General features: G+C 66.7%; 15 protein-coding genes. 6 read left to right on the top strand and 9 right to left on the bottom strand.

The genetic code is table 11. From position 1 onward, the window contains the following. Positions 1 to 86: 86 nt before the first annotated feature. Complete coding sequence (locus ASF72_RS13285; RefSeq protein WP_056599584.1) at positions 87 to 1,649, top strand: APC family permease; 1,563 nt, start codon at positions 87 to 89, stop codon at positions 1,647 to 1,649. Positions 1,650 to 1,868: 219 nt separating this feature from the next. On the opposite strand, the gene ASF72_RS21265 is transcribed toward ASF72_RS13285, so the two are convergent. The 4 genes from ASF72_RS21265 to ASF72_RS13270 all read right to left on the bottom strand — a co-directional run bounded on the left by ASF72_RS21265 (position 1,869) and on the right by ASF72_RS13270 (position 5,417). Further along, positions 1,869 to 2,339 carry a TetR/AcrR family transcriptional regulator C-terminal domain-containing protein gene (locus ASF72_RS21265; RefSeq protein ID WP_442854167.1) on the bottom strand — a complete coding sequence of 157 codons (471 nt, stop codon included), beginning with the start codon at positions 2,337 to 2,339 and terminating at the stop codon, positions 1,869 to 1,871. Between the two features lie 449 nt (positions 2,340 to 2,788). Continuing rightward, positions 2,789 to 3,232, bottom strand: a complete 444-nt coding sequence (locus ASF72_RS13280; protein WP_056599582.1) for a DUF4913 domain-containing protein — start codon at positions 3,230 to 3,232, stop codon at positions 2,789 to 2,791. Between the two features lie 12 nt (positions 3,233 to 3,244). Beyond that, on the bottom strand, positions 3,245 to 5,014 hold the full coding sequence (locus tag ASF72_RS13275) for a TraM recognition domain-containing protein (protein WP_056599580.1): 1,770 nt from the start codon (positions 5,012 to 5,014) through the stop codon (positions 3,245 to 3,247). Positions 5,015 to 5,129: 115 nt separating this feature from the next. Next, positions 5,130 to 5,417, bottom strand: a complete 288-nt coding sequence (locus tag ASF72_RS13270; protein WP_056599576.1) for a hypothetical protein — start codon at positions 5,415 to 5,417, stop codon at positions 5,130 to 5,132. A 347-nt stretch (positions 5,418 to 5,764) separates the two neighbouring features. Here ASF72_RS13270 and ASF72_RS13265 point away from each other — a divergent pair, with 347 nt between their 5' ends. From ASF72_RS13265 to ASF72_RS13250, 4 genes are all read left to right on the top strand, one after another. Then, a complete protein-coding gene (locus ASF72_RS13265; protein WP_056599573.1) occupies positions 5,765 to 6,208 on the top strand; it encodes a helix-turn-helix transcriptional regulator in 444 nt (147 codons plus the stop codon). Further along, on the top strand, positions 6,205 to 6,624 hold the full coding sequence (locus tag ASF72_RS13260; protein ID WP_050686848.1) for a VOC family protein: 420 nt from the start codon (positions 6,205 to 6,207) through the stop codon (positions 6,622 to 6,624). The genes ASF72_RS13265 and ASF72_RS13260 overlap by 4 nt, the downstream gene beginning before the upstream one ends. Before the next feature lie 86 nt (positions 6,625 to 6,710). Then, a complete protein-coding gene (locus tag ASF72_RS13255; RefSeq protein ID WP_050686850.1) occupies positions 6,711 to 9,113 on the top strand; it encodes an ATP-binding cassette domain-containing protein in 2,403 nt (800 codons plus the stop codon). Continuing rightward, a complete protein-coding gene (locus tag ASF72_RS13250) occupies positions 9,106 to 10,374 on the top strand; it encodes an MFS transporter (RefSeq protein ID WP_235504727.1) in 1,269 nt (422 codons plus the stop codon). Before ASF72_RS13255 ends, ASF72_RS13250 begins: the two co-directional genes overlap by 8 nt. Before the next feature lie 15 nt (positions 10,375 to 10,389). On the opposite strand, the gene ASF72_RS13245 is transcribed toward ASF72_RS13250, so the two are convergent. Beyond that, positions 10,390 to 11,355 (bottom strand): alpha/beta hydrolase, encoded by a 966-nt coding sequence (locus tag ASF72_RS13245; protein ID WP_056599568.1) that lies wholly within the window; start codon positions 11,353 to 11,355, stop codon positions 10,390 to 10,392. A gap of 75 nt (positions 11,356 to 11,430) precedes the next feature. Here ASF72_RS13245 and ASF72_RS13240 point away from each other — a divergent pair, with 75 nt between their 5' ends. Continuing rightward, entirely contained in the window at positions 11,431 to 12,003 is a 573-nt protein-coding gene (locus tag ASF72_RS13240) for an MOSC domain-containing protein (RefSeq protein ID WP_056599565.1), read from the top strand. A 32-nt stretch (positions 12,004 to 12,035) separates the two neighbouring features. Here ASF72_RS13240 and ASF72_RS13235 read toward each other — a convergent pair whose 3' ends face one another. Genes ASF72_RS13235 through ASF72_RS13220 form a run of 4 tightly spaced genes read right to left on the bottom strand, consistent with a single transcriptional unit; the run spans position 12,036 to position 15,317 of the window. Continuing rightward, positions 12,036 to 12,548: a gluconokinase gene (locus ASF72_RS13235; protein WP_056599562.1), complete on the bottom strand. Its 513-nt coding sequence runs from the start codon at positions 12,546 to 12,548 to the stop codon at positions 12,036 to 12,038. Then, positions 12,545 to 13,609: an L-idonate 5-dehydrogenase gene (locus ASF72_RS13230; RefSeq protein ID WP_056599559.1), complete on the bottom strand. Its 1,065-nt coding sequence runs from the start codon at positions 13,607 to 13,609 to the stop codon at positions 12,545 to 12,547. Before ASF72_RS13230 ends, ASF72_RS13235 begins: the two co-directional genes overlap by 4 nt. Next, positions 13,609 to 14,379 carry an SDR family oxidoreductase gene (locus tag ASF72_RS13225; RefSeq protein WP_056599556.1) on the bottom strand — a complete coding sequence of 257 codons (771 nt, stop codon included), beginning with the start codon at positions 14,377 to 14,379 and terminating at the stop codon, positions 13,609 to 13,611. Before ASF72_RS13225 ends, ASF72_RS13230 begins: the two co-directional genes overlap by 1 nt. Beyond that, entirely contained in the window at positions 14,379 to 15,317 is a 939-nt protein-coding gene (locus tag ASF72_RS13220) for a 2-hydroxyacid dehydrogenase (RefSeq protein ID WP_056599555.1), read from the bottom strand. The genes ASF72_RS13225 and ASF72_RS13220 overlap by 1 nt, the downstream gene beginning before the upstream one ends. Positions 15,318 to 15,350 lie beyond the last annotated feature (33 nt).

Genomic DNA, 15,350 nt, shown 5'->3' with positions numbered 1-15,350 from the left:
CATCGCCACCGGCAAAATCTTCGCCCTGCGCGGCACAATCCACTGCATCACGCAGCATCAGCCTGCGGTCAGAGAAAGGTCCTGACATGAGCCAGACAATTCGCCAAAACGGCGCCGGGAAGACACCCCCCGACGCCCCTGGAACAACGCACGGCATCACCAGCAAGGGACTGAAAAGGGGGCAACTGGGACTCCTTGCCGTCGTCGTCATGGGTATTTCGTCCGTGGCGCCGGCTGTCAGCCTGACCAGTTCGCTGGGACCGGCGGTGAACGCGGTGGGCCTGCAGTTGCCGGCGATCTTCATTGTCGCCTTCATCCCGATGATCCTCGTCGCTTTCGCCTACCGGGAGCTCAATGCTGACTCCCCCGACAGCGGCACCACTTTCACCTGGGCCACCAAGGCCTTCGGCCCCTTTGTGGGCTGGCTGGGCGGATGGGGCCTGCTGGCGGCAAACATTATCGTCTTGTCCAACCTGGCCGGCGTCGCCGTCGACTTCTTTTACCTCTTCCTCGCCCAACTATTCGGCAATCCCGACCTGGCCAGCCTGACCTCCAACAAACTCCTGAACATCTCAACATGCCTGCTCTTTGTGGCACTTGCCGTATGGATCAGCTACCGGGGTCTGCACGCCACCAAGCTCGTGCAGTACACCATGGTGGGGTTCCAGGTCGTGGTCCTGGGAGTCTTCGTCGTCATGGCGCTGACTCAAGCCTTGTCCGGTGGCACACCCACGGCACTTGCCTTCAACTGGGACTGGTTCAACCCAGCCGAAATCGCCACTTTTCAGCAGTTCGCCGGGGGCATGTCTTTGGCCGTCTTCGTCTACTGGGGATGGGATGTCTGCCTGGCCGTCAATGAAGAGACAAAGGGCGGCAAAGGCACCGCCGGTAAAGCCGGTACCACAACGGCGGCGGCCGTGCTGGGGCTCTACATTTTGGTCATCGTGGCAACCATGATGGTTGCAGGGATCGGCAGTGAAGGCATTGGGCTCAACAACCCGGACAATCAGTCGAACATCTTTACCGCACTGGCCTCCCCCGTAATGGGGCCGCTGGCGATCCTGATGTCCCTGGCAGTACTCGCAGGCACCGCGTCATCCCTGCAGTCCACCATGGCTTCGCCAGCCCGCAGCTTGCTAGCCATGGCGCACTACGGCGCACTGCCGCACCGCTTCGCCAATGTCAGCAAACGCTTTGGCTCCCCGGGCTTCGCCACCATCGTGGCCGGCCTGATCTCCGGCGGGTTCTACGCCGTCATGAAAGTGGTCAGCGAAAACGTTCTCAACGACACCATCCTGGCACTGGGTTTGATGATCTGCTTCTACTACGCCCTGACCGCGTTCGCCTGCACTTGGTACTTCCGGTACAGCGTGTTCAGCAGCGTCCGCAACTTCTTCATGCGCCTGCTCTTTCCGGTAATGGGCGGCTTGGTCCTAACCCTGGTATTCCTTCAGACGGCAGTCGACAGTTGGTCACCGGACTTTGGCAGTGGCTCAGAAGTGTTCGGAGTGGGGCTGGTCTTCATACTCGGCGTTGGAATCCTAGCCCTCGGCGCAGTGTTCATGGTCATTATGGCAAAGGTCCGGCCCGGGTTTTTCCACGGCGAAACGCTCCGTAAAGACACTCCCGCTTTAGTGGTTCCCGACTAAGCGCTCAACGAAATGCCCCTGTCCACATTCGCCGGGCGAGGGCATTTCTTGTTCAGGCTTCCACGTTGCCTAGTGGCGCTAGCCCGTCATCTAGACCCTCACCTGAAGTCTCTATGTCTACCCACGAGCGCCGGCCCGGTCCCTCCGCGCGAAGAACCCGAACGGGCGGCATGTTCGATGCCTAGCCGAAGCTGGTGCAGCCTGCGATGGCGCCGTTGATCAGAGAACCGGGTGTCGTCCTGGTCTCGAAGAAGCTATCAACATACCCAAACCCATCTCGAACGCCCGGGATGCAATCGGATCGCGCGGGTCCTCGGCGGACAGAGATGCGATTGCTACCGAAAACCGCGGAAATCGCTCTTCCTGGCCGGTGGGATCGAACACGACGCTGGGCCCGGACATGTCGAGAACGCTCCCAAGAATAAAGGACTCATAAGCGGTCAACAGCGGTAGGACATCTCTGCTTGTCCACCCAACGGCTTCTGCCGCGACCACGAAATCCTCGTACTCGGACAACAGGACTGGTGACGAGGCACGCGTAGTCATCAACAGCGGAACCGCTCGAGAGTGCCGAGCAAACGCCACTCTATACGAATGGGCCCAGGCACGGAGTCCTTCTTCCCAAGGGCATTCCCTGAGGGGGCGCGAATCGATGTTCGCAGAAACGATTGCTCGTAAGTCCTCGATCATTGCGGCGCGATCCGGCACATGATTATAGAGGGATGTCGGGTTCACACCGATGGCCGCCGCGACACGGCGAATACTGGCACCGGAGGCGCCCTCACGATCCACCAGGGCGAGGGCAGTGCGAGCAATCAACTCCCGGCTAAGCAGAGGGTGGGATGGACGGGCGATGACGTACCTCCTTGCGGATCTGGTTCCCAGCCTACCCACCCTTCGCGAAGACCCTCGAACCCGGAAACTTCTCCCTGTCGCCCCGAATTCGCAGAGCGGGGATGGGTTGCAACGATTATTCCTGCGCCCAGTGACCAATTACACGGGAGCAGAAGTAGCTCCCGGCACCGCTGTCTTCTAAGGACATGTCTCTTCTGCCCGGAGTGTCTCGTACCGATGGTGCAGCGACGTGATGCACATGAACTGCGCAAGATTCACACAGAACAGCCGGTCGTGGTCTGCAACTAGGCCGGCAGTGCCCGCACGTCGGGGAACCAACCCGGCGGGGCTTTCTTTGGTTCGAGGTGTTCGGGGGCGCGGTGTTTTTGCATGTCGCATTTGTAGAACGGGCCGCGTGGGTCGAGGAGGACGTTCATGTGGTGGTCTGCGTGGTCTTTGAACCAGACGCTGATGCCGGTTGCCCCGTCGAGTCGAAGGTGTTCCCAGGCCCGCCACAGCGCTTCCACCCGGGAGACGGCTTCGGGGTGGAAGTACCATTCGGTGCACCATTTGAAGGAGCGGCCGTCGACGTCGCGGACGTAGGTGGGCAGCAGCTGCTCGTGCAGGAACTCTTCGGCTGAGCCGTAGACCAGTTCAGGCGGTTTATCTTCACCCTGCTTTCCTGCCGGTGCGGGAGGCTCAGGAGCTGCGGCGAGGGTTTCGCTAAAGAGTCCAATGTCATTGGTCATATCGCCGCTTCCCTACTTCGAGACCCAGGGATTAGGCGCCGGCTCACTGTGGACAGCGACCGATGGTTCCTCGGGCCGTGGGCTGTATTTCTTGATGGATGCTTCCACTGCGTTTTTGTGGGTCCCTGTATACCAGGGCATGGTGCGGACCAGCGTGGCCGGTGCGCCGGAGGCGAAGACGACGGCGCGGCCGCGGTCCAGTTCGGCGAGGTTGGAGACGTCGAGTATCCGTTCCTTGCCTTCCTGGCGGGATCGGGAGGATCCGGATTTCCCGGAGGAGACGGAGACGTTGGTGTAGCTGTAGTCCCCGACGAGGTCTGAGAGGGCGCGGAGGAAGCCTTCTTCGGCGCCGCCGCCGCCGTAGACCTTCACGTTCGCGGCAGACCAGATTTTCCGCATGTTCGCCTCCCCCCAGAGTTCGACGCCCTGGGACCAGGACTGCAGGATGCCCATGACGATCAGGCCTTTGGAGCCGTAGCGGCTGAACTGGTCCGGCAGGCCGGCCCAGCGGACCACATTTGCCAACTCGTCCAGGGCGAACAAAGCAGGTTGGGGGAGTCGGCCGCCGCTGCGTTCGGCACGTTCCTCCATCGCCTCAGCGATGGCTACCATCAGGGCGGTGGTGAGCGGGGCGGCTGAGCCGGCCCCTTCCTTCGAAAGGATGTAGATCGTCTCCTGGGAGGCGGCGAACTCGTGCGGGTTGAACTGCCGGCGGGCATCACTGGCCACGCTCGCGCCGCCGGTGGGTGCGACCCAGCGCAGCGTGTTCCGGCTCTTGAGGCACTGGATCATCTTCTCGGCGGTGCCGAAGATACCGTCCCGCTGCTTATCAGCCAATTCCAGCGTGGACTCCAGGCCCTTGTACTGCAGCTCATAGTCGTGGGCTTTGAGGATGTTGATCGGTTCGCGGTTAACCTGCTCGGTCACCCACAGGTACACCTGCGTGATCGGCAGCCCGCCTAGCGCGGCCGCGAGGAAGTACGAGGAGAGAATATCCTCGGCTTTCGGATCGAAGTACGCGTCCGGTTTGGATCCGGGGGTCCGGGATCCGGTGGAGAAGTGCTGGGTGAGTTTGTAGGCCTTCTCTTCGTCGGTGACATAGGACAGGGGGTTCCACCACCAGTCGGGTTCTTCCTGGGCGATCTTCTGCGGATCGAACACCCACACCAGGGCCACATCCTCACGAACGCCGCGGGTGCCGTCCACGACGTCGCGCTTGTTCGAGGTCGAGACAACCGCACCTGGTGCATCAAGGATCGCCGGTATCACCCTCGAGGTGGACTTACCGGTCCTGGGTCCCCAGATGTCCAGGGACAGGTCTTCCCAGGACTGGATGAACTTCTGCCCCGTGGCCACGACCCGGCCCACGACAATGCCCGGCGTGCCGGTGACGGCGAGCCGGTCAGCGGTGGCCTGTGCACCCTTTTCCGAGAATGCGCTCAGAGCCTTGCCCCTACCCAGGGAGCGGGCGGCTTTATCGACTCGGGCGCGCTTGGACGCGCCCTTCCGCCAGGCCAGCAGCACCACGCCAGCCAGGGCGAGGACCAGCCCGGCCATGACGGCTGCGACGATGGTGGCCTGGAGGGGCCAGGTGACTTTGCCCTTGATGAGGCCGGCGACCAGGTCCACCGGGTGCGCTGGCGGCGCCTCCGCACCGGCCAGCCAGGACCCCAGGTGCAGGGAAGCGTAAGTCCCGCCGCCGAAGACGACGATCGCACCGACGGCCAGCCAGACGAGGATCGCGTCCCCAAGGTCCATGCCTTTGCGGTTCGGTGCGCTCATGAGATGCCTCCTTGGGTGGGTTCTGCCGGGGCAACCGGGTCAAGGACAGGTTCAGGTTTTTCGTGCCATTTGCCGTCGGTGTCGTTAACACCGTCCGGTCCCTTTTCCAAGGTGGTCAGTCCGACCTGGACGGGGATCCCGGGACGGCCGCCGACCTTGATGAGGAACTTCCCCGGCCCGGGGATTCGACGTCCACGCCGCGGGAGTCCCACGCGGGCGGGTCCTGCCAGGAAATGAGCTTCTGCTGCTCCTGCCGTGACAAAGGGATCGCGGAGGTCAGCAGCGGCATTTCCGAGGCGGGAAGTCCGCCGTAGATGACCATACCGGAACGTTCAACGAAGCCACGCGCTTTCATCCGGTCCTCTTCGACCTGGCGGAGTTCGTCCGGGGCGGAGACGATCACCTCCAGGAGGTCTTTGAGGACAGGGACGCCGGTGAAGCGGCACCGATCGTGTCACTACCACGGGATTGGCGTGGAGCAGAATGCCGGTCGCCCCGATCCGGGCTGCTCCTGTGCCGCTTCCCGCGAACAGTGCGGCCGCACTCCGGCCCGGCCGGGAGCGTACCCGCGCATTCCGCTGATGCCACGGTTCCAACCCACGCGGTTCAAGACGGCGTTGAAGAGGCGAACACCCGCCGGCCGGTAGAACCCGGGCCGACCCGGCACCGCCGCGCCCGCCAATTTGTCCGGGCCCAACCGCTGGACTCCCGGCTCTGGACAACCCCTGCCGCCCGTAGCACCATCGAAAGGTGAGCACAGCACCCAGCCCCTACCTGCGTGAACTTGCCCTGCTCCGCCGCGTCAAGGACAGGATCGACAGGGAGTACGCCCAGCCGCTGGATGTGGAGTCGCTGGCCCGCGGAATCCACGTCTCGGCCGGCCATCTGAGCCGCCGCTTCAAACTGGCCTACGGCGAATCGCCCTACAGCTACCTCATGACCCGGCGCATTGAGCGGGCCATGGCGCTGCTGACGCGCGGTGACCTCAGCGTCACCGAGGTGTGCTTCGCCGTCGGCTGCTCCTCCCTGGGCACGTTCAGCACCCGGTTCAGCGAACTCGTGGGGATGCCGCCCAGCGCCTACAAAGCGGAGGCAGCAGGCACGACGGCGGGACTTCCGTCGTGCGTATCGAAACAGGTCACCAGACCGGTCAGGAATCGAGAAGCGCCCGCCCCGGAGCCGCAGTTAGCATGACTGGCATGGACATCACCATCAGCTCAAGTTTCCTCCCCCACACCGATCCTGACGCCTCGCTGGCGTTCTACCGCGACTGCCTGGGCTTCGAGATCCGCAACGACGTCGGCTACGGCGGAATGCGCTGGATAACGGTGGGCCCCGCGGGCCAGCCCGCCGTCTCAATCGTCCTTTACCCACCGGCGGCCGGCCCCGGCATCACCGAAGTCGAGCACCGCACCATCGCCGAGATGATGGCTAAGGGCACCTATGCCACCGTCATCCTGTCCGCACCGGACGTGGATGCGGCCTTCGCCGCCGTGGAGGCGACCGGTGCCGACGTCGTCCAGGAACCCATCGACCAGCCCTACGGCATCCGTGACTGCGCCTTCCGGGACCCCGCCGGCAACACCGTCCGTATCAACCAGCACCCCTGACCTGACAGTATTGGATCCAGCGGCGCCGGGAACAAAAGCCGCAACGGCTTTGCCCCGGAAATCGACGGCCCACAGATGGAGACGCAATGAGCACGGACACCACAACCGCCGCCGGCCAGGGCCGCCGCAACGACGGACTGCATGTCGCTGACAGCCACGACCTGATCACCGTGCAGGGCGCCCGGGAGAACAACCTTAAGGACGTCAGCGTCGAACTGCCCAAACGGCGGCTCACCGTGTTCACGGGCGTGTCCGGTTCCGGCAAAAGCTCATTGGTATTCGCCACCATCGCCGCCGAATCGCAACGGATGATCAACGAGACGTACAGCGCCTTTGTGCAGGGGTTCATGCCCAGCCTGGCCCGCCCCGAGGTGGACCGGCTGGAAGGCCTGACCACCGCGATCATCGTGGACCAGGAGCGGATGGGCGCCAACCCGCGCTCCACCGTGGGCACCGCCACGGACGCCAACGCCATGCTGCGGATCCTGTTCAGCAGGCTGGGGAAACCCTATGTTGGGCCGCCCACCGCGTTCTCCTTCAACGTGCCCACCCGCAAGGCCAGCGGCGTGATGAGCACCGAGAAGGGCGGCCGCGTCGAAAAGAACGTGGTCCGCGAGGTCACGTACCTGGGCGGCATGTGCCCCCGCTGCGAGGGCATGGGCAACGTCAGCGATATCGACCGGACGGCGCTGTACGACGACACCAAAACGCTGGCGGAGGGTGCGCTGACGGTCCCCGGCTACTCGATGGACGGCTGGTACGGCAGGCTGTTCGAAGGTGTGGGCCTGCCCATGGACAAACCGGTGGCCGGCTTCACCCCGAAACAGCTGGACACGATGCTTTACGCCGAACCCACCAAGATCAAGGTGGAGGGCGTCAACCTCACATTCGAAGGCATCATCCCCAGGATCCAGAAGTCCATGCTGTCCAAGGACGTGGAGGCCATGCAGCCGCACATCCGGCGCTTTGTGGAGCGGGCCGTCACGTTCGCGTCCTGCCCTGACTGCGGCGGCACTCGGCTGGCGCCGGAAGCCCTCAGCGCCAGGATCAACGGCAAGAACATCGCCGAGCTGTGCAGTATGCAGATCAGCGACCTGGCCCAGTGGATCCGGGAACTCAAGGAGCCGTCGGTGAAACCCCTGCTCGCGGGGCTGCAGCACCTGCTGGACTCCTTCGCCGAAATCGGCCTGGGCTACCTCTCGCTGGACCGCCCGGCCGGCACCCTCTCCGGCGGCGAGGCCCAGCGCACCAAGATGATCCGGCACCTCGGCTCGTCCCTGACCGACGTCACGTACGTGTTTGATGAGCCCACCATCGGCCTGCACCCGCACGACATCGAACGCATGAACAACCTTCTGCTGCAGCTGCGCGACAAAGGAAACACCGTCCTGGTGGTGGAGCACAAGCCGGAAACCATCGCGATTGCGGACCATGTGGTTGACCTCGGCCCGGCGGCTGGCTCCGGCGGCGGCGAAATCGTTTATGAAGGCGACGTGGCGGGGCTGCGGAAGAGCGACACCGTCACCGGCCGCCACCTGGATGACCGCACCACGCTGAAGGATTCCTTCCGCGAACGCGCCGGCGCGCTGGAAGTGCGCGGCGCCGCGAAGCACAACCTCCGCGACGTGGACGTGGACGTGCCCCTGGGGATGCTGTGCGTGGTCACCGGTGTGGCCGGGTCCGGCAAAAGCTCGCTGATCCACGGTTCGCTGGCCAACCGGGAAGGCATCATCACCATCGACCAGGGCGCCATCAAGGGCTCGCGCCGCAGCAACCCCGCCACGTACACCGGGCTGCTGGAGCCCATCCGCAAGGCCTTCGCGAAGGCCAACGGCGTGAAGCCGGCCTTGTTCAGTTCCAATTCCGAGGGCGCCTGCCCCACCTGCAATGGCGCCGGCGTGATCTTCACCGAACTCGGCGTGATGGCCACGGTGGAGTCCACGTGCGAGGACTGCGAGGGCCGCCGCTTCCAGGCCGCCGTCCTGGAGTACACGCTGGGCGGCAGCAACATCGCGGACGTACTGGCGATGTCCGTGGACCAGGCGCTGACGTACTTCGCCGACGGCGAGGCCAAGACGCCCGCCGCGCATAAGGTCCTGGAGCGCCTTGCGGACGTTGGCCTGGGGTACATCACGCTGGGCCAGCCCCTCACCACCCTGTCCGGCGGCGAGCGCCAGCGGCTCAAGCTGGCAACCCAGATGGCCGAAAAGGGCGACGTTTACATCCTCGACGAGCCCACCACGGGCCTGCACTTGGCGGATGTCCAGCAGCTGCTGGGCCTGCTGGACCGGCTGGTCAAGGCTGGCAAGTCGGTGATTGTCATTGAGCACCACCAGGCGGTCATGGCGCACGCGGACTGGATCATCGACATTGGTCCGGGGGCAGGGCACGACGGCGGCAGGGTGGTTTTCGAGGGGACCCCGGCGGAGCTGGTGGCAGCCAAGTCCACGCTGACAGGCAAGCACCTCGCCGCGTACGTTGGTGCCTAGCGCCGCCGCTCCGGCTGCGGCGCGCCGGGCGCGGACCGCCGTCGGAATCCTGTTTTTCACCAACGGCGCCCTGTTCGCCAACCTCCTGCCGCGCTACCCGGAGATCAAGGCGGACCTTGACCTGGGGAACGCCGCGTTCGGCGCCGCGGTAGCCGCATTTCCGCTGGGTGCCCTGATTGTTGGGCTCAGCGCCGGCCACCTCATCCGCCGTTTCCGCTCCTCCCGGGTGGCCGTCGCCGGAACCCTGCTGACCGCCGTCGGGATCCTGGCGGCCGGCACCGCGTCCAGCTGGGCGGTGCTCGCCGCGGCGTTTTTCCTGGCCGGAGCCATGGATTCGCTGACCGACGTGGCGCAGAACTCGCACGGGCTCCGGGTGCAGCGGCTGTACGGCCGGTCCATCATCAATTCGTTCCACGCTGTCTGGTCCCTGGGTGCGGTCACGGGCGGCGTGGTGGGCGCGGCGGCGGCGGAAGCCGGGGTCCCGCTCCTGCTCCATTTGGCGGTCTCGGCAGTGGTGTTCGGGGCGGCGGCGCTGGCCGCGGCCCGCTGGCTCCTGGCAGGGCCGGAGCCGGATGGGGCCGGGGGGACTGACAGCGCCGACGGTCCGGCGGCTACGGCTTCCGCTTCCGCGAAAACGGCCAATTCGCTGCAAATCCCAGGAGCCGCGGCCCGGTACGGGATCCTGCTGGCGCTTGTGGCTATTGCCGCGTCCGGTGCCATCGTGGAGGATGCCGGCAGTTCGTGGCTGGCCATTTACCTGGCCGGCAGCCTGGGCGCGTCCGCTTTTATGGCGGGCCTGGGCTTCATTTCCCTGCAGGGCATGCAGTTTGTGGGCCGGCTCCTCGGTGACCGGATGGTGGACCGCTTCGGCCAGCGAGCCGTTGCCAGGGCCGGCGGCATGCTGGTGCTGGTGGGCACCGGTGCCGCGCTGGCGTTCCCGAGCGTCCTGGGGACGGTGGCCGGTTTTGGCCTGGCCGGCTTTGGGGTGGCCACCCTCATTCCCGCTGCGATGCACGCAGCTGACGAACTTCCCGGGTTCCGGCCCGGTGCCGGGCTGACGATTGTGGGCTGGCTGCTGCGGGTGGGCTTCCTGGCCTCGCCGCCGGTGGTGGGGGCCATCGCCGACGCGTCATCCCTGCGGGTTGGCCTGCTGTTTGTGCCCGCGGCCGGGTTGTTGGTGCTGGTGTTTGCCCGCGTCCTGGCCACCCGGGCAGCCCGGAACGAGCCGGGGAACGTTGAGGTGGCGGTGTCCGGCCGGTGAGGCCCGGTGTCCTGCCTACTGCGTGACGCGCTGCAGGAACGTGACCGTGGCGGCGGAGATTTGGTCCCTGGCGGCGTCGGCACTGATGCCGGGTTCGCCGTCGCCCGGTTGCGGGCCGTAGCTGCCGAAGAAGGCGTGCACACCCCCTTGGACCACCACAAACTCCGAGTCTGCAGGCAGCAGACCGCGGGATGCGTCGATCTTGTCCGGGGTGCTGAGTCCGTCGGCGGTGCCCGAGACGGACAGCACGGCCAGGTCCGGCTTGTCGCGCAGCGTGGCCAAAGGGTAGGAGGCGTAAAGCAGCAGGCCGCTGACGTCGGCGTTGTCCCCGGCGAAGGTGGACGCGCTGACGCCGCCCAGTGAGTGTCCGCCCACCGCCCAGGTGGTGATGTCCGGGTTATCGGCGATGGCGGCGCGCGCCTGGTTGCCGTCCAGCAGGCTCAGCCCCAGGGGCTCCTTGAGGATCACCACCAGGAACCCGGCGTCCACCGCGGGCGCCAGGATCTCCTGGTACGCCGCCGCATCCACGCGGGCTCCCGGATAGAAGACGAGCCCCGTGGTGGCGGGGACGCCGTCAGGTGCCATGGTGATCGCCGTCGGCGTTTCGGTGACGGTCAGGTCGGACATCGGCCCGGCCTCCGCGGCACTGCCCGGCTGGTAGGCGAACGGGTTAAGCCACGCCAAAGCGGCCACCAGCCCCAAGATGGCGATCCGACCGGCCCAGGCCCCGACGGACCGGAGCTTCCCGCGCTGCCGGGCCTTGCGCCGCCGTCGTAATTCCAGCACTCCCCAGGCAAGGCCCACGACGGCGGCAACCACCAGCAGCGCCGGCAGGAGCGGGTGCCCGCCCAGTACCGCCGGATTCCCGGTCAGCATCGCCACCGGGACCAGCACCAGCGCGGCGGCGCAGGCCAGCGACACCCAGTGCAGGACCGGGCGGCGCGTCGAGGGGGTTGTTGGCGCGTGCTGAAGAGAGCTCATGGGAAAGATCCTTCCATCATGGAGATACTTTTGCACCACAGGCCCTCCGGTGCTGCCTGCCCTACGCTTGGGAGCATGGCTGACATGTACCGCTACGACGTCGAAATCCTGCACGTCCTGGTGTCCCCCGCACATGCCTATTTCGGCCGGGCACGGGACGGTGCCGCCGCTGTTCCCACCATCGATGCCGGGCAGGCGGACGTGGTGGCGGGCAAGGGGATCGTCGGGGACCGGTTTTTTGGCAAAGCCGCCCACATGGATGCAGCGGTGACCCTGCTGGCGGTGGAGGCGCTGGAGGCGATGGCCGCGGAACTTGGCGCGGGGCCCTTCGATCCACTGCTGGCGCGCCGGAACGTGGTGCTCCGCGGCGCTGAGCTCGCGCCGCTGCTGGGCCGGGACTTTGCCGTGGAATCCGGTGGCTCCGCGGTGGAATTCCATGGCGGCCGGCCGGCGCATCCGTGCGCGTGGATGGACCGGATGCTGGCCAACGGAGCGCATGCGGCCATGCGGGGCCGGGGCGGGATCAGGTGCCGGGCCCTTTCGGACGGAACGCTGCACCGCGGGCCCGCCACGCTGGTCAGCCCGGTACCGCTGGACCCCGGCCAGGCCGGCGTCGCGCACGTTTTACGGCCCAGCCGGCTGCCCTGAGCCGCGGACCGCTGAGGTGCCGGTTGGTCCGTTCAGCCCGCGGCCAGCTGCCTGGCCACGGCAGCGACCAGCAGTTCCGGCGGAAGCGTGATGTCCGCCAGGACGTGTGCCTCATCCGGCCCGAGCCGCTCCAGCGTAGCCAGCTGCGAGGCGAGCAGTGAGCCGGGCATAAACTCGTGCGCCCGTGCGCTCAGCCGCCCGGTGATGGTGGCCTCGCTGCCATCCAAATGCACAAACACCGCATTGGGGGCGTAGCTGCGCAGCAGGTCCCGGTAACTGCGCTTGAGCGCCGAGCACGCCAGCACTGGCGGTGCGTGCCGGGTATCGGCGCCGGCCAGCAGCTGCCCCAGCCGGGAAAGCCAGGGCGTCCGGTCCTCATCGGCCAGGGGAATGCCGGCCGCCATTTTGGCCTTGTTGGCGGCCGGGTGGAAATCGTCCCCGTCAAGGAACGGCCGCCCCAGCCGGGCAGCGAGCAGGGCACCGGCAGTTGATTTCCCGCAACCGGAAACCCCCATCACCACCAGCGGCGCCGCTTCCCCGCTCATGCTGGGACGGACCCGTCGAACCGCAGCAGCACCTTGCCCGAGCTGGTGGAATCCCTGGCCATCTCGAAGGCCGGCAGCGCCTCGGAGAGCGGGAATTCATGGGTGATCACCGGGTCGATCCGGAGTGAACCGTCGGCCAGGGCGGCGATAACGTCGTCGATTTCGTTGTTGAAGCGGAAGGAGCCCAGGAGCCGCAATTCACGGGTGATGGCCAGTGAAATGGGAACCGGCTGGGCGCCGGTAGGCAGCAGGCCCACCATCACCACGGTGCCGCCGCGGACTGCGCCGTTGATCGCGGACGCCAGGCCGTGGTGGTTGCCGGAGGATTCGATCACCACATCGGCTTCGACGGCGGCGATGGCAGCGGTGTCGGTGGCCGCGATGACCTCGTCGGCGCCCACTGCCGTGGCGATGGCCAGCGGCCGGGGATGCAGGTCCACGGCCACGATCCGGGCGGCACCCTTCCGTTTCAGGACGGCCACGGCGAGCGCACCGATGGGACCGGAGCCGATCACCAGCGCGGTTTTTCCGCGCACGTCGCCGGCCCGGGAGACCGCGTGCCATGCAACGCTGGCGGGTTCGATCAGGGCCGCCGTGCGGAGGTCGATGGTGTCCGGCAGGGGCCGGAGCATCCGGACCGGAAGGGTGACGTAGCGGCTGAACGCGCCGTCGGTGTGCGGGTACCGGGCCGCGCTGCCCAGGTAAGTGCATCCCGGGGACAGGTTGGGCCGGTCCTGGGGATACCTCGCGGCCCCTGGTCCGGGCGTGGCCGGATGGACCGCAACGGGTGTTCCGGCCTGGGGGCCGGAACCATCGGCGGCGCCGCGGACCACGGTGCCCGAGATTTCGTGTCCCAGGACCAGCGGGGCCTTGAGAATGGATTCGCCGGCCGCGCCGTGCAGCCAGTAGTGCAGGTCGGACCCGCAGATGCCGCCGTACAGCACCTCGATCACGGCCTCATCCGGGCCGGGAGCACGCAACGGTACGTCGTCGATGCGCAGGTCCCCGGCGGCGTGGGCCACCAGGGCAGGCCCGGAAGCGGGCAGGTTCAAGGTTTCCATCAGACCACCACCGTCATTCCGCCGTCGATGAAGATTGTCTGGCCGTTGACGAACGCCGAGCCGTCGGAGGCCAGCCAGACCACCGGACCGGCGAGGTCCTGCACGGTTCCCCACCGGTGGGCGGGGGTGCGGCCGAGGATCCAGGAGTTGAATGCGGCGTCGTCCACCAGGTTCTGGGTCATTTCGGTGTGGATGTAGCCGGGTGCGATGCCGTTGATCTGCAGCCCGTCCGCTGCCCACTCGGCCGTCATGGCGCGGGTGAGGTTGCGGAGCCCGCCTTTTGCCGCCACGTAAGGGGCGATTGTGGGCCGGGCCAGGTCTGTCTGAACCGAGCAGATGTTGATGATCTTGCCGCGTCCGCGGGGAATCATGCGGCGGGCGGCGGCCCGGCCCACCAGGAACGCGCTGGTCAGGTCCGTTGCCAGGACCCGTTCCCAGTCGACGACGTCCAGCTCCAGCATGGGCACCCGGTGCTGGATGCCTGCGTTGTTCACCAGGATCTCCAGCGGGCCGACGTTTTCCTCGATCCAGGCGATGCTGCGTTCGGCAGCGTCGCCGTCCGTGACGTCGAAGGCGCAGCTGGCGATCCGGCCCGGCGGATAGTCGGCGGCGAACGCCGTCTCGGCGGCCTTGAGCCGTTCGGTGTTGACACCGTTAAGCACCACCGTGGCACCTGCGTCCGCGAGGGCGCGGGCCAGGGCGGAGCCGATGCCCCGGCTTGATCCGGTCACCAGGGCCACCCGGCCCGTGAGGTCGAAGAGGCCGCTCATCAGAACGCCCCCTGCTGGACCAGGTTGGCCGGGGTCCGGCCTGCGGCCAACGCTTCCAGTTGGTTCTTGAGGAGTTTGAGGATCCGCGGTTCGAAGGCCGAGGCGTTTCCGCCCACGTGCGGGGTGATGAGCGCGTTCGGGGTGGACCACAGGGGGTGGCCGGCCGGCAGCGGTTCCGGGTCGACGACGTCGAGGGCGCAGCTCAGGCGTCCCGAGACCACCTCGCGGGTCAGGGCGTCCGTGCTGATGACGGCGCCCCGGCCCACATTGACCACCAGTGCACCGTCCGGAAGCGCGGCGAGGACCTCCTCGCCCACCAGGTGGTGCGTCTTCGAATCCAGCGGAAGGACGGACACCAGGATGTCGTGTTGGGCCGCAAGGCGGACCAGGTCCGCCGAGGAGTGGACCTGGCCATCGGCGTCGGTCCGGGCCCTGCTGCCCACCCGGGTGAGCGTGACCTCAAAAGGAGCAAGCCGGCGCGCCAGTTCGGCGCCGATGCCGCCCACCCCCAGCAGCAGGATCCGCCGGTCGGCCAGGGACTGGCGGCGCTGCGGGTTCCAGTTCTGCGCCTGCTGGTCCCGCACGGCCTCGTCGATGCCGCGCAGCTTGGCCAGGATCAGGCCCACCGCCAGTTCCGCGGTGGCAGCAGCGTGCACCCCCGAAGCGGTGGCCACTGCGGCGCCGGGCCCGGCCGCCTCCGGCACGCCGTCGAATCCGGTCGACTGGGTCTGGACGTACTTGAGGTTTTTTACGTGCGCCAGTGAACCCAGCACCGCTGACGCATCGATGTACGGCAGGATCACGCCGTCAATCTCGCCCGCGGACTCCCCCGGCGCCGCCTTCATGTCCCAGACGACGCCGCGCAGCCCCTCCGGGAGGGGTGAGAGGTCCGCCAGGAGTTGGGGCGTGGGAAAGCTGACGGTTTGTACAAGCTGCATCGGTTGGACCTGTTCGTTGTGGGGACGGGTGAC

Source organism: Arthrobacter sp. Leaf141 (genome assembly GCF_001424565.1).
In the GTDB taxonomy this organism is placed as follows: Bacteria; Actinomycetota; Actinomycetes; order Actinomycetales; family Micrococcaceae; genus Arthrobacter.
Note: the sequence above shows the minus strand (reverse complement) of the source record. Positions and strands in the feature narration are given on the sequence as shown.